General features: G+C 63.1%; 9 protein-coding genes and 1 pseudogene. 3 read left to right on the top strand and 7 right to left on the bottom strand.

The features are described from left to right. Positions 1 to 58: 58 nt before the first annotated feature. Entirely contained in the window at positions 59 to 1339 is a 1281-nt protein-coding gene (locus E0D86_RS12415) for a hypothetical protein (RefSeq protein ID WP_131650345.1), read from the top strand. 41 nt (positions 1340 to 1380) lie between these two features. On the opposite strand, the gene E0D86_RS12410 is transcribed toward E0D86_RS12415, so the two are convergent. The 5 genes from E0D86_RS12410 to malE form a co-directional block, all read right to left on the bottom strand. Further along, a complete protein-coding gene (locus tag E0D86_RS12410) occupies positions 1381 to 1929 on the bottom strand; it encodes a sugar O-acetyltransferase (RefSeq protein ID WP_131650344.1) in 549 nt (182 codons plus the stop codon). Positions 1930 to 2008: 79 nt separating this feature from the next. After that, positions 2009 to 4753 carry an HTH-type transcriptional regulator MalT gene (malT, locus tag E0D86_RS12405; protein WP_131650343.1) on the bottom strand — a complete coding sequence of 915 codons (2745 nt, stop codon included), beginning with the start codon at positions 4751 to 4753 and terminating at the stop codon, positions 2009 to 2011. A gap of 45 nt (positions 4754 to 4798) precedes the next feature. Continuing rightward, positions 4799 to 5689 (bottom strand): maltose ABC transporter permease MalG, encoded by an 891-nt coding sequence (gene malG, locus E0D86_RS12400; protein WP_131650342.1) that lies wholly within the window; start codon positions 5687 to 5689, stop codon positions 4799 to 4801. Positions 5690 to 5882: 193 nt separating this feature from the next. Further along, positions 5883 to 7445, bottom strand: coding sequence for a maltose ABC transporter permease MalF (gene malF, locus E0D86_RS12395; RefSeq protein ID WP_177493048.1), 1563 nt, complete (start codon positions 7443 to 7445; stop codon positions 5883 to 5885). Between the two features lie 63 nt (positions 7446 to 7508). Beyond that, entirely contained in the window at positions 7509 to 8696 is a 1188-nt protein-coding gene (gene malE / locus E0D86_RS12390) for a maltose/maltodextrin ABC transporter substrate-binding protein MalE (protein WP_131650340.1), read from the bottom strand. A gap of 251 nt (positions 8697 to 8947) precedes the next feature. Between malE and E0D86_RS12385 the strand changes: the two genes are divergently transcribed. After that, the gene (locus E0D86_RS12385; protein WP_131650339.1) at positions 8948 to 11029 is read left to right on the top strand and encodes an alpha-amylase; all 2082 of its coding nucleotides are present in this window, start codon (positions 8948 to 8950) and stop codon (positions 11027 to 11029) included. Between the two features lie 64 nt (positions 11030 to 11093). Beyond that, complete coding sequence (locus E0D86_RS12380) at positions 11094 to 12200, top strand: hypothetical protein (RefSeq protein ID WP_131650338.1); 1107 nt, start codon at positions 11094 to 11096, stop codon at positions 12198 to 12200. 133 nt (positions 12201 to 12333) lie between these two features. Here E0D86_RS12380 and E0D86_RS21950 read toward each other — a convergent pair whose 3' ends face one another. Next, entirely contained in the window at positions 12334 to 13185 is an 852-nt protein-coding gene (locus tag E0D86_RS21950) for a methyl-accepting chemotaxis protein (RefSeq protein WP_371924070.1), read from the bottom strand. Between the two features lie 6 nt (positions 13186 to 13191). Next, positions 13192 to 13344 (bottom strand): annotated as a pseudogene (locus tag E0D86_RS21945) (HAMP domain-containing protein); the annotation flags it as partial. Positions 13345 to 13510: the final 166 nt, after the last annotated feature.

The following is a 13510-nucleotide window of genomic DNA, read 5'->3' as shown; positions in this document are numbered from 1 at the left end:
CTTGCGCCGCCGCACCAGCCAGGAGCGACACGCATCCCCAAACCCATGGAGAGACGAAATGTTCAAGTGCAAGCCCCTCGCAGCCGCCATCATCGCGATCCTCGCCACCCAGGCTTATGCCGACGAAAACAGCGCAGAACAAAACCAGTCGGGTGCCGACAACATCGCGGAAGTGACCCAGACTGGCGGCCAGGACAACCTGTCCTATCAATCGCAGATCGGCGCGAACAATGATGGAACGGTCACCCAGGACCAAGCGACGATGTCGGATGCCGTCCAGACCCAAACCGGCGACCTGAATTTTGCCGATATCGTGCAGAACTCGACTGAACAGAGCGAAGCGGTCCAGCTGCAGAACGGCGACAACCACGACGCGAGCATCGTCCAGACCGACACCTTCGGCGCCAGCGCGCGTCAGTACCAGGAAGGCAGCTTCAACACCGCGATCACTGAGCAGACCTCCGCCAACCTGAGCACAGCCGTGACCGAGCAGGACGGTAACGACAACTTCGCCGAAACCATCCAGAGCAGCACCGAGTCGAGCCTGTCCGAGCAGCTGCAGATCGGCAACGACAACGTCTCACTGGTGTGGCAGGAGGGCGGCGCCCGCAATGACGGCTTCGTCGATCAGCAAGGCGATGGCAACGATGCGACCGTGTATCAGGTGAATGCCTTCGACTCCAGCGCTGAGGTCGTCCAACAAGGCGATCTGCAGACCGCGTCGGTGATGCAGGAAGGTTCGGAACATGCCGCCAGCATCGAGTCGCAGGGCCTGATGAACGAAGCCTACATCGACCAGAGTGGCAGTTTGCAGACTGCGTCGATCTACCAGGACGGTACCTCGAACAACGCCGACATTTTCCAGGCTGGCGAAAGCAACAACGCCAGCACCGAGCAGACCGGCGAAAACAACTACGTCACGGTCGACCAGCTCGACGGCAACTTCCAGACCGCTTCGCTGCAGCAAACCGGCCAGTACAACGAGGCTTATCTCACTCAGCAAGGCACGGATCACCTGATCGACTTCGCTCAGGACGGTTCCGACAACCTGCTCACCGCAGAGCAACGCGGCAATGGCAACGAGCTGACCGGTTCGAGCTATGGCGATAACAACCGCGTGGACGTCATGCAGGACGGCGACCTCAACGTGGCCGATATCCAGCAGATCTACGGCTCCGACAACGAGGTCAGCCTGATGCAGACCGGCGAAGGTCATCTGGCTCAGGTGCTGCAAGGCGGCACCGCCAACCAGGCGATTCTCGATCAGAGCGGCATGGGTAACTCCGCCATCGTGTCGCAGATGGGCTCGGGCAACATGGCCATCGTGACCCAGCAGTAAGCGATATCGGCAGCCGGCCCATGTGGCCGGTTGCCCTTCCCTTAGCGACTGCGTGCTGGGTTACCGACCACCGTCGCTCCTGCCGCTACATCTCGAGTCACCACGCTGCCCGCCCCGATCAAGGCACCATCGCCGATGGTCACGCCCGGCAGGATGACCGCGCCGCCGCCGATCCACACGTGCTCGCCTATCACGACCGGACGCCCGAACTCCAGTCCGCTGCGGCGCTCCTCGGCACCGCGCGGATGGTCCGCGGCATAGATTTGCACGGCCGGCCCGATCTGCGTGCCGGCACCGATACGCACCTCCACCACATCCAGAATCACGCAGTTGAAATTCAGGAATACCCCTTCGCCCAAGTGAATGTTGTAGCCGTAATCGCAGTGAAACGGTGGCCGTATCACCGCGCCTTCGCCGACGCTGCCAAACAACTCGCCCAGCATGGCCCGACGCACTGCGGCGGTTTCGCCGAGCGCGGCGTTGTAACGCACCATCCAGGCCTTGGCCGCGGCCTGGTCAGCCTGCAACTCGGCGTCGCCCGGCTGATACAAGTCGCCAGCGAGCATCTTTTGTTTTTCGGTCATGGGCATGGTCTGGCTCCAGCGATGGGAAGGTACGCACCCGCCGTTGGACCGGACGGATGCGCAAATGCTCGCAACGACGCTGTCGCTACTCGCCCTGGATCTTGCTCAACAGGCTGCGCGCCAGCTGCACGGCCTCGTTGCGGTGGGTGATATTGAGCTTCTGATAGAGGCTGCGAATGTGCGTCTTGATGGTGGTCGGCGCCACGTTCAGGTGTTCGGCGATCTGCTCGTTGGACTGGCCGGCGTGGATCAGGCTCAGCACCTGCCATTCGCGGCGGGTCAGCGGCGAATGACGGATCAGTTCAGGCACGTCCGGGCGATTGATGATGTCCTGGATTACCGCCTCATCCAGCGTGATGCGGATCGCCCGGCTGAAATCGCGCTGCTGCTGGGCCAACTGGATCAGCCGATCCGCGCGCTGGGCTTCGAGCTCATCGAGCTGGCGCTCGTGTTGCAGCGCCTTGAGCATGGCGATGATCAGCTTGCCGATGCGCAGGAAGCTGCCGATGGCCCCGGTGCTGCTGGCCAGTGTCAACGCCTGCTGCAGATGATCCAGCGCCTGCTGACGCTCCTCGCGCAGCCAGTGCAGCTGGGCCAGCAGGATGTGATTGCGGTTCAGGTCCATGATCAGGCCGTGCTGTTCGGCATCGACCTGCAGCTGCCTGAGGATCGGCAGTGCCCTGTCCGGCTGCTTCAGCGACAGATGGGCGCGCGCATGGTTGCGGCCGTTGTACTGGGCGAAGTGGTTGAGCCCGCGCTGCAACGCCGGTGCGGTGAGCAGCCATTGCTGGATAGCGGTTTTGTCCTGGGTCGAATCCCAGTAGCTAAGCATCACCGCGTGCGCGTTGGCCAGCCAGTCGACGTGGTAGTTGTCGTTGGCCAGCATGCTCTGGATCTTGCCGATGTAATCGGCGCACGCGCTCTGCTGGCCACGGGCATGGGCGACGCCGGCCAGCAGCGCATAGCACTGCATGAGCCAGCGATCGCCGACGTCTTCGAGAATCTGGATGCCCTGCAGCGCACACTGCTCCGCGGCGTCCAGATGATGCCATTCGAGCAGCACCTGTCCGCGCACGCGGTAGATGAATTCCATGATCGGCGTGGCTTGCAGCTCGGCCTGCTCGACGTACTGAATGGCTCGTTCCTGCAGCGAATAGGCCTTCTGCAGATAGCCCTGGGCGATGGCGATTTCCGAGAGCTGACCGAGGTTCCACACCACCAGATGCGAGGCACGAATCTCCCGCGCGCGGCGCTCGGCTTCTTCGTACTGCTTTTGCGCCTGGGGCAGCAGCCCCTGAACGAAATGCGCCTCGGCGAGCCCAGATAGCGCCGCCACCCTGGACGTGCGCATGATCAACGGTTCGCACGCCAGCGCTTCACGGGCCAGGGCGATAGCCTGCTGCTCATCGCCACGGTTCATCGCCACCTGCGCGCGCACGGCATTGAACTCACCAACGATGCGCGCCCAGTCCTCGTCCGAGCAGCTGTGTTGCAATGCCTGCTCGCTGGCCTTGAACCAGCGCTCGACCTGATCGAACTGATAGGAATTCTGCGACACCCAGGCTTGCAGCAACGTGAACAGCGGCGAGCCGGCGATGACCTGCTCCGGCAGCGTTTCCAGGCACTGCTGAAGCAGCCCCAACCGCCCCAGGCGGTAGAACTGCCGGCCATGGCGCTCCAGCACCTCGCCGACCCGCACCGGGCAACCCGCCTGCACCGCATGGCGCGCCGCCTCTTCAGGCAGGCTCTCGGCCATCAGCGCTTCGGCGGCGCGCAAATGCAGCTCCGACATGCGCTGCGGCTGGTGCGTGCGCAGCTCACCCTGGAGGAAGGTCGCGAACAGCGGATGGTAGGCGTACCACTGGCGCAGGCCGTCTTGCGGCAGCAAGAACAGGCCGCCGCGATCCAGCTGTTCGAGCATGTCCCGGGCGTTGCTGTTCTGGGTCAGGTGATTGGCCAGGGAGGCGTTGAAGCGATCCAGCAAGCAGGTGGCCTGGAGAAAATCGAGCGTCGACGCGCTCAGCCGGTCCATCACCTGCTCGCGCATGTAGTCACGAATATAGGGATGCCCGAGCTGCAGGTTCTCCAGAAACAAGTCCATGCCGCGTCCGGTCTGCACCTCTTGCAAAGCCAGTTGCAGTGCGCAGGGCCAGCCGCCGATGCGTCGATTGAGGCGCTCGACCTGCTCGCGGTTGACCGTCACCGGCAAGCCCAACCCAAGCAGCGCTTCCACCTCATCGGTCTCGAACGCGAGATGCTGCACATCCACGATGAGCAATTGATGTTTCACGCGTAGATCGGCCACGCCCAGTTCGGGCAGGCCGCGACTGCACACCAGCAGCGTTATCCACGCCGGCATGTTGCGCAGAAAAAACCGCAGGGCCGCGATAACTTCGGCGTTATGCAGCACTTCGAAGTCGTCCAGCACCAGCAGCAAGGGTTCATGCTCGCCCGGCAGTTCCGCCAGCAGATGCGTGAGCAGGGTGTCGAAGACTTCTCTGCCCTGCTCGGCCAACAACAGGCTGCGCGGGCAGCCATGTTCCAGCTGCGCATCGAACACGTGCAGCAGATAGCGGCCGAGCTGAAGCGGATCGTTGTCGCCGGGGTGCAGCTGCAGCCAGGCGACTCGCCCTTCGAAGGCAAGCGCCCACTGACACGCCAGGGTGGTTTTGCCAAACCCGCTGGGCGCCTGCAATACCGCCAGACGCACCTCGCCCAAGTGGTGAAACCACTCATCCAGTCTTGGCCGCGCCAACAGCCCGCGCGGCATCGGCGGCATCTTCATTTTCGCAGGTATCAGTGGCAGCGGAGCAGGCATTGCGGCATTCATATCGTCTCCCTCGATTCCGTTCACTGGTGCGCCTCTGGATGCGCGCTACCCCTTCACTCCGCCGGCTGTCAGCCCGCCGACGATCCACTTCTGGCAGTAGAGAAACACCGCGGTGATCGGCAGGCCGGACAACACCGCCGCCGCGGCGAAATCGCCCCACAGGTAGTTCTGCGGATACAGGTACTGCTGCGCGCCGACAGCCAGGGTGAGCTTGTCCACGTCCATCAGCAGCACCGATGCGATCGGGTATTCGGTCACGCTGGTGATGAACGAGAGGATGAACACCACCGCGAGAATCGGCACGCTCATGGGCAGCAGGATATGAAAGAACGCTTGCCAGGTCGTCGCGCCATCGACGATGGCCGCCTCCTCCAGCGAGCCATCGATGCTTTCGAAGTAACCCTTGATGGTCCAGATGTGCAGCGCCATGCCGCCCAGCGAAGCGACGATTACCGCGCCATGGCTATTCACCCCGAGCCAGCTGACATGCTGGCCGAGCTGGTCGAACAACGCATAAATGGCCACCAGCGACAGTACCGGCGGGAACATCTGGAAAATCAACATGCCCTTGAGAATCGGCGCTTTGCCGACGAAGCGCATGCGCGCAAAGGCGTAGGCACTGGTGGTCGAGAGCATGAGGATCAGCACCGAGCTGATCAGCGCGATCTTCACCGAATTCCACAGCCACAACAGCACCGGGAACGGCGGGTTGGTCACCGTGCCGTCCGCGTGGGTGTAGGGAATGCCCAGCGCCAGCGACCAATGCTCGAGCGTCGGGTTGTCCGGGAACAGGCTGCCGGTGGCGAAGTTGCCTTCACGGAACGAGATCGACACCACCATCAGCAGCGGGAACACGATCAGCGCGATGAAGCCGAGCAGCGCGGCGTGCGTCAGCCAGAGGCGGTACTTGACGGATTTAGGTTGAACCATGGCCATGTCCGGTCTCCTTAAAGTTTGCGAAAACTGCGAGCGCCGTCGCGAGGTTGTCTCAACGAGTTCGCGGCAAGGCGCGTTACGCAAAAAACGGGGGAGTTTGGCGATTCCAAATGACGCCGTTTTTTGCGTGGCGCAACGTCAGCAGCGGACATGTGGAGACGGCCGCAGTAGGCGAGAGCGTTTTTGCGAACTTTCATACTTTCACTTTCGAGAGTTTCAGATTCAGCCAGGCCATGGCGCCGACAACGATGAAGATCAGCGTGGCGATGGCTGCGGCCAAGGCAAAGTTCTGCCCCGAATCCTGGAAGGCGATGCGGTAGGTGTAGCTAACCAGCAGGTCGGTAGTCCCGGCCGGCGTGGTCGCGCCGATGATGTCCGGTCCGCCACGCGTGAGCAGCGTGATCAGCACGAAGTTATTGAAATTGAAGGCAAAGCTTGCAATCAGCAGCGGCGCCAAGGGTTTGATCAGTAGCGGCAGCGTGATCTTCAGCAGGTTATCCAGCGGCGTTGCGCCATCCATCGCCGAGGCTTCGTAGAGGTCACGCGGAATTGCCTGCAGCAGCCCCATGCACAGCAGCAGCATGTAGGGGTAACCCAGCCAGGTGTTGACGATCAGAATCATGCTGCGCGCCAGGGCCGGGTCGCTGAACCAGTCCGGGCGGATGCCGAACAGGCTGTCGAGCAGCAGGTTGATCTCACCGAAGTTCTGATTGAACAGCCCGCGGAACACCAGAATCGAGATGAATGCCGGTATCGCGTACGGCAGGATCAGCATGACCCGGTAGAACGGCTTGCCACGCACCATGTCCCATTGCAGCAGGTTCGCCAGCACCAGGCCCACGGCCAGCGTGAAGACCACCGTCAGCGCAGCGAAGCACACCGTCCACACGAATATCTGCAGGAATGGCTGACGGATGCTCGGGTCGGTCAGTACCTTGGCGAAGTTGTCGAAGCCGGCAAACACGGTGAAGCCCGGCGCCAGCGCCTTGCCGGCGCTGTCGATGTAGAACCCGATATCAAGGTCTGGCGTCAGGCGCTCGTCGGTCTGGTTGTTGATCAGCACACCATCTTCACCTTCGCGGTAGAGCGGCTCCACCGCCGCCACTTCACGCAGGCCATAGAGACGTAGCAGATGACCGTCCGGGCCGCGCATCACCCGCTGCTGCAACTGATCACGGCGCTGGATGACGTCGCGCAACGGCAGTGCCTCGCCAAGGTCGTTGACCTCTTCGGCCCGCTGCATTGCCAGCGGCTCCTCGGCATTCGGCTCGCCCGTCAGCGGCTCGCTGACGAACACACCCTGCTCACCCTTGTCGACGCGCAAACGCTCACCGTCCGGGCTCGTGTGCAGGCTGAACCGATAACGGTCGCCGGCGAGGTAGGTCTGGTTCAGGTGGTACTGCTGCACCTGTTTCTGGCTAAGCAAGTTGCTGCCACTGTAATTGGTGAAGCCGATGCCCACCGTGTACAGCAATGGAAAGATGACGAACACCAGCATCCCCGCCACCGCGGGGTAGATGTAGCGGTGGGCATAGGTACGGCGGTTGATAAAGACGTAGCTGGCCAGCCCGGTAACGACCAGGCCGAGCAGCGCGAATGCCATTTGCCCCTGGGCATAGAGCGCCACGACAAGATACAGCGCGAAGGCATTGAAGGTGAGCCAAACCAGCCAGCGCAACCCGGCCTTCAGCGAGGGGTGAAGCGTCTTGGTACGGGTGTTCATGGCAGGGCTAGGCAACTCAGCGAGGGCATTCACAACGGGGAACCTTTCTAACCTGAGAATAGATCACCGGCCGCGCCATGGCGGCCGGTGACGGTTTCATCGGGTGATGCGCTTGGCGGCATCGTCCAGAGCGGCGTCGACAGTCTGCCGGCCCGAAGTGATGTTGGTGAGCGCAGCCGCCATAGACGACCAGAAGACGCCCATTTCCGGCACGTTCGGCATGGGCTCGCCCATTTGTGCGTTCTCGAACGTGGCCTTGATGTGCGGGTTGGACGACAGCTCTTCCATGTACGCCTGATTCGCTACCGCGCCTAGCGGCACGTCGGCGTTGACGGCCTTCAGGCCTTCTACCTCGAGCAGGTAGTTCTCCAGGAACTCGACCGCCAGATCCTTGTTCGGGCTGGCCGCATTGAGCGTCGCGGCAGTGACGCCGACGAAGGGCTTACCGGGCTCGCCATTGATCGCCGGAATGGGCGCCACACCAAAGTCGATGCCGCTCTTCTCGATGTTGCTCCAGGCCCAGGGACCGCTGATCATCATCGCCGAGTCGCCCTTGTTGAAGGCCGCTTCGGCGACGCTATAGTCAGCGCCCTTGGGCATCACGCCCTTCTCGACCAGATCGCTGAGCACCTTGGCACCCTGCTTGGCGCCAGCGCTGTTGACGCCTGTGGACTCGACGTTGACGCCGCCATCGGTTTTCTCGAACACATAGCCGCCATTGGCAGCCAGCAGCGGCCAGGTGAAGTAGGTGTTGTTGTAGTCCCAGAGGATGGCGCGCTTGCCATCGGCAGCGAGCTTTTCATTGAGTGCGAAGACTTCATCGAAGGTCTTCGGGGGCGTATCGACCATCGCCTTGTTGTAGATCAGGCCGATGGTTTCCACCGAAATCGGGTAGCCCCACAGCGCGTTGTCGTAGCTCACCGCATTCCAGGCGAAATCCGCGATCTCGCCCTTGGTCTCTTCGCTCGGCGAGACCTTGGTGATCAAGCCGCTCTTGGCCCACTCGCCGATGCGGTCGTGTGCCCAGATGAAGATGTCGGGGCCGTTGCCGGTGGCGGCGGCCTGCTGGAACTTGTCAGTGGCGCTGTCCGGATGCGCCACTTCGACCGGGATACCAGTTTCGGCAGTGAACTTCTCGCCGACCTTCTCCAGCCCCTTGTAGCCTTTGTCACCATTGATCCAGATGACCAGCTTGCCTTCCTCGATCGCCGCCATGGCCGGCAATGGGAGACTGAAGGTTGCAGCCAGGCCGACCGCGGCCATACCCCACAGCGTCTTGTTCATGCTTTGTTTCCTCGTGGCTTCTTATTGTTGATCCCACATCTGCAGCCCTCGGGCATTTGCAGTTCCTGAATACTCGACCAGCCTCCTCGTGCGCACATCCTCCCCGGCGTAGTCAGCGAGGGCGTAGAGATGGGGCGTAGATGAGCCGGCTGCGCCATGAAAAATTCCGCCTGCAAAAACCGGTATTACGCCTGCACTTCGCTGACAGCAGGGTGTTAAATGCAGCGAAAACAACAAAACGGATCGATACCATGCACCGCCGGACGTCTGTTTGTCACTTGGCCTTTGGCCTCGCTCTTCCCGCTCAGCTCGTGCTGGCCGAACCGACCCTCACCGCTCGCATCGGCGACGAACCGCTTCACCTACGCTGGAGCGAAATGCAACCGGAGCGCTACAGCACCGAGCTGGCGCTGCCCGCCGGCGAACTCGAGCTGGGCGCGCCCGACGCCGATAACACGCAGCCATTGGCGCTCTACCGCAAGCAGCCGCTGGGCAAAGACAGCGCGTATCGCTTCAACGTTCCGGCGGCCGGCAATTACCGCCTGATTGCCGACATCGGCGAAGACGCCAGCCTGCGTCTGCTACCGATCAAGGAGGCCGAACCGTCAGAACCCTCCATTGCCTGCCCGGTCTGGCGCGGCGGGCCAGTAACGATCAGCGTCGGTGACGTCTTCGCAGAGGGCGAACGGGTGCGCGACGCCTACGGCGGCCAGACGACCGAGGTCCGAGGTGGACGCGTTACGCTGACGCCCGCCGCCGGCAGCGACGGCCTGCTCTTGCTGGAAGCCGTCGAAGCCCCCGCGACCGCTGCTCACGACTGGCGCAACGCAACCGTCTATTTCGTCGTCACCGACCGCTTCGCCAATGGCGACCCAACCAACGACAACAGCTACGGCCGCCAGCCCGACGGTAAAAATGAAATCGGCACCTTCCACGGCGGTGACCTGAAAGGCTTGACCGGCAAGCTGGACTACCTCGCCGAGCTGGGTGTCAGTGCCGTCTGGATCACCGCGCCGTACGAACAGATCCACGGCTGGGTCGGCGGCGGCGATAACGGCGATTTTCGCCATTACGGTTACCACGGATATTACGCGCTCGACTTCACCGAACTGGACGCCAACATGGGCAGCGAAGCCGACCTGCGCGAGCTGATGACCGAGGCCCACGCGCGCGGGATTCGTGTGCTGTTCGACGTCGTGATGAACCACCCCGGCTATTCGACTTTGGCGGACATGCAAACCTTCGGCTTCGGCGGGCTGCGTGACGGTATGGCGCAGTACCTGCCCGAACGCTGGGCAGACTGGCAGCCCGAGCCTTACGAGAATCTGCACGCTTACCACAACCTGGTCGACTACCAGCACCCGGACTGGGTCCGTTGGTGGGGAAAGGAGTGGGTACGTGCAGGCCTCGGCGATTACGACCAGCCGCCGAGCGCGGTGGTCGATCCGGTCAAGGGCTCGCTGAGCTTTCTGCCCGACTTCAAGACCGAGAGCGATCAGCTCGTCGGCTTGCCGGCTTTCCTGCAGCACAAGCAACCGACCGGCGCGACGGCCCGCGAAGGCTACCGGGTGCGCGACTACCTGATCGAATGGCTCACAGACTGGGTGCGTGAATATGGAGTCGACGGCTTTCGCGTCGACACGGTGAAGCATGTCGAACCCAATGCCTGGGCCGAGCTGCGTAAGGCGGCCGACCGCGCCCGTGCCGACTGGTCGGCCGCGAACCCGGACGACCCCTTCGCCGGCACGCCGTTCTGGATGGTCGGCGAAGTATTCGGTCACGGGCCGGAGACCAGTATGTACCGCGAAAACGGCTTCGATGCGCTGATCAACTTCGCCTTCCAGACCGAGGCGGCACCGGCGGCCAGCGAATGCCTGACCAAGGCCGAGCCGACCTATGCCGATTACGCCCGGTTGCTGGCCGAGCATCCCGAGCACAACTTCATGAGCTACGCCTCGTCGCACGATACCGCGCTGTTCTTTCAGCAAACCGGCGAAAGCCTGGGCAAGCAGCGCGGTTTGGCCAACGCCTTGCTGCTTGCACCCGGCGCGGTGCAGATCTTCTATGGCGACGAGACGGCCAGGCCGTTCGGCCCGACGGGTTCGGACCCCTTCCAGGGCACGCGCTCGTCGATGAACTGGGCAGAACAATCGCAACCGGAAATCAGCGAGCTGCTTCGCCATTGGCGCGTGCTCGGCCAGTTTCGCGCGCGGCATCCGGCTATCGGCGCCGGGCGGCACGAGCGGTTGCCCGGTCAGCCCTATGCGTTTTCTCGAACCCTGAGTGACGACCGCGTGATCGTAGTGCAGGCCGGGGCTTCGGCCGACCAGTGAATTGGCCGCAAGCCTTCGTCTATCCACAGAACGCGCTCGAAGCGCCACATGCCGGAACGTTCAGATGAATGCAACCTTGAATACGCGACAGAAGGCCCAGCTGGCCTTCATCGCGAGCGGTGCCGAGCTGGAAGTCGGGCGGCCCGAAGATTGCCCGCTGCCACTCTCAACCCTGGCGATGACCGACGGCAGCCAAGCCTACGTCAGCCGCGAGTTGTCCGGCGGTCTCACCGCACACGTCTATCGGGTCGAGGCGCGAGGCCAGAGCTGGACGCTCAAACGCGCCCGCGAGCGTTGCCTGGTGCAGAACGCCGACGGCCAGACCTCTTTTCTCAACGAGGTGCAGCGGCGGGCCGACCTCCAGGCGCTGAAGGTACGCCACGAGCTGGCCGAACGCCTGAGCGGAATCGTCGACACCTGTTATGCAAACTTCCGCCGTGGGGTGCTGCTGTCGCCCTGGATAGAGGGCGAGCAGGTCACCGATTGGAGCGAGACGCGGCTGATCGACCTATTCGATACCGTCATCACCCTCGCCTCGCAGGGCCTGTTCGAATGGGACTTATGTCCAGGCAATGTGCTGGATGATGGCCGGATCCGCCTGTTCGACTTCGGCTACCTGTACCGCTTCGATCCGCTGCGCGAATTCAACAGCGATGGCCTCGCCTCGCCGGGCTTTCATCCGGTCGAGCGCTTCGAAACGCGGCAGTTTTTCGCATGGCTGCTGGGACAGGAGCAGGCCGGTGAGAACCGCGCGCTGGCTGCCTTCCGCCTGGAGAAATCGATCGCGTTAGACCGTTATCAGCGCTGGCACAGCGAACTGGCGAGGCAAGGTGCGAGTGCGGCCGTACTGGATCGGCTCAGCGAAGTCATCCGCACCTGGCAAACGGCACTCAGCGGCTCGGCCGAGGCACTTTATTTGCGCGAAGCCTGGCGTTCGCACCGCCTCGATCTTGCCGACGATCTCGACGGCCAGACCTGCACGCCGCTCACGCTGCAACGGCTCGCCTGGCTCAAAGATATTGCCGCTACTCGCTACGCCGATCTCGTCGCCTGCGGCGCGTTGGCGATCGAGCGGGCCGAAGGACGCGACGATCTGCTGGATCAGCTTGACCGCGCCGAAGCGCAAGCCGTCGGCTGGCAGGTGCCACGCGCTAGGCCAGCCGGTCTGTAGGCAACTCGATGATGGCGTCAGCCTGGGCGAATAATTTCGCCTACGAGGTGCTGCATGGCTTGGCGAACCTCCGTACGCAGGCTGTCCTGTAGAGGCGAACTTTTCGCCCAAAGACTTCGTCATTCGACGACCATCACGTGCAATAACGCGCACAAAGCGCCTGCTGTTCGGCCGACATGCGCGCCTGGCGGTCGCTGCTTTCGCTGATCGCTACGACGCTTCCCATATTCTGCTCAGCCGCCGAGTCGATCGCATGCATGCCGCGCGAAACCTCCTCCGCTGCAAGACGCTGCTGGCCGGTGGCTGAATCGATCTCGCGCGACATCACGGCGATGCGCTCGACCTCCCGGCGGATGTCCTGCATCAGGTGATCGGCCTCGCCGACCTGGTCGAGATTGCCCTGCATCTGCGCTCGGCTCTTCTCCACCGACTGCACCGCCGATGCGATGCCTTGCGTCAGGCGCTCGATGCGCTGCTGGATTTCACCAGTGGATTGCGCCGTGCGTTGGGCCAGGCCGCGCACCTCATCGGCTACCACCGCGAAACCACGTCCCTGCTCACCGGCACGCGCCGCCTCGATGGCCGCATTGAGCGCCAGCAAGTTGGTCTGATCGGCGATCCCGCGGATGACGTCGAGAATTTGCCCGATCTGCTCGCTAAGGGCCTCGACATTGGAGATCTTGGCGACGCTCGCCTCAAGTTGCTGCGCCAACGCCCCGGTGTTCTCGCGGGTTTCGGCCATCAACTGGCTGCCCTGTCGGGTCAGGGCCTCAACGCTGCCGACCCGTGCCGCCGTCTCGCCGGCGTGCTGGGCAACCTCGCCGAAGCTGGTTTCCAGCTCGGCCAGGCTGGCGACCAGCGCTCCGATACTGCTGCGCTGTTGCTCCAGCCCGGCACGCGCCTGGCCGCACGCTGTGGCATTACGCCGGGCAATCTCGTCCTGCTCGTCGGCGTTGCGCCCGAGTTGCGCCAGCGCGTCGCGCATGTTGCCAGCGACCCGGTTGACGTGTTCGCTGACACGCCCGAATTCGTCCGGCCGACGGTAGTCGCACTGGCCGCGCAGGTCTCCGGCAGCCAGATGCTGCAAGGTGCCGGTGACGGCACCAAGCGCAGCGCGCATGGTGCGGCTCAGCCACAGTCCCATGAACAGTGCGAGCCCGATCGACAGCCCCGCCATCAGTAGCAGGCGGGTGACGCCATGCTGGTAGGTTTCGGCGGCCAGAGCCAACTGCTCGTTGCTGGCCTCTTGCGCACTAGTGATGAGCGTGCCGATGTCGTCTCGCGTCTGGCGCTGCAAGGCGTTGAGCTGG

Origin of the sequence: Pseudomonas sp. IC_126 (assembly GCF_004331835.1) — a bacterium.
Lineage (GTDB): Bacteria > Pseudomonadota > Gammaproteobacteria > Pseudomonadales > Pseudomonadaceae > Stutzerimonas.
The sequence above is the reverse complement of the archived record's forward strand: the minus strand, read 5'-3'. Positions and strand labels throughout refer to the sequence as shown.

Coding starts and splice junctions, on each gene's coding strand:
- malT (WP_131650343.1), bottom strand. CDS start 4,753: ATGAATGCCGCAATGCCTGCTCCGCTGCCACTGATACCTGCGAAAATG.
- E0D86_RS12380 (WP_131650338.1), top strand. CDS start 11,094: ATGAATGCAACCTTGAATACGCGACAGAAGGCCCAGCTGGCCTTCATC.
- E0D86_RS12410 (WP_131650344.1), bottom strand. CDS start 1,929: ATGCCCATGACCGAAAAACAAAAGATGCTCGCTGGCGACTTGTATCAG.
- E0D86_RS21950 (WP_371924070.1), bottom strand. CDS start 13,185: ATGCGCGACGCGCTGGCGCAACTCGGGCGCAACGCCGACGAGCAGGAC.
- malG (WP_131650342.1), bottom strand. CDS start 5,689: ATGGCCATGGTTCAACCTAAATCCGTCAAGTACCGCCTCTGGCTGACG.
- E0D86_RS12415 (WP_131650345.1), top strand. CDS start 59: ATGTTCAAGTGCAAGCCCCTCGCAGCCGCCATCATCGCGATCCTCGCC.
- E0D86_RS12385 (WP_131650339.1), top strand. CDS start 8,948: ATGCACCGCCGGACGTCTGTTTGTCACTTGGCCTTTGGCCTCGCTCTT.
- malE (WP_131650340.1), bottom strand. CDS start 8,696: ATGAACAAGACGCTGTGGGGTATGGCCGCGGTCGGCCTGGCTGCAACC.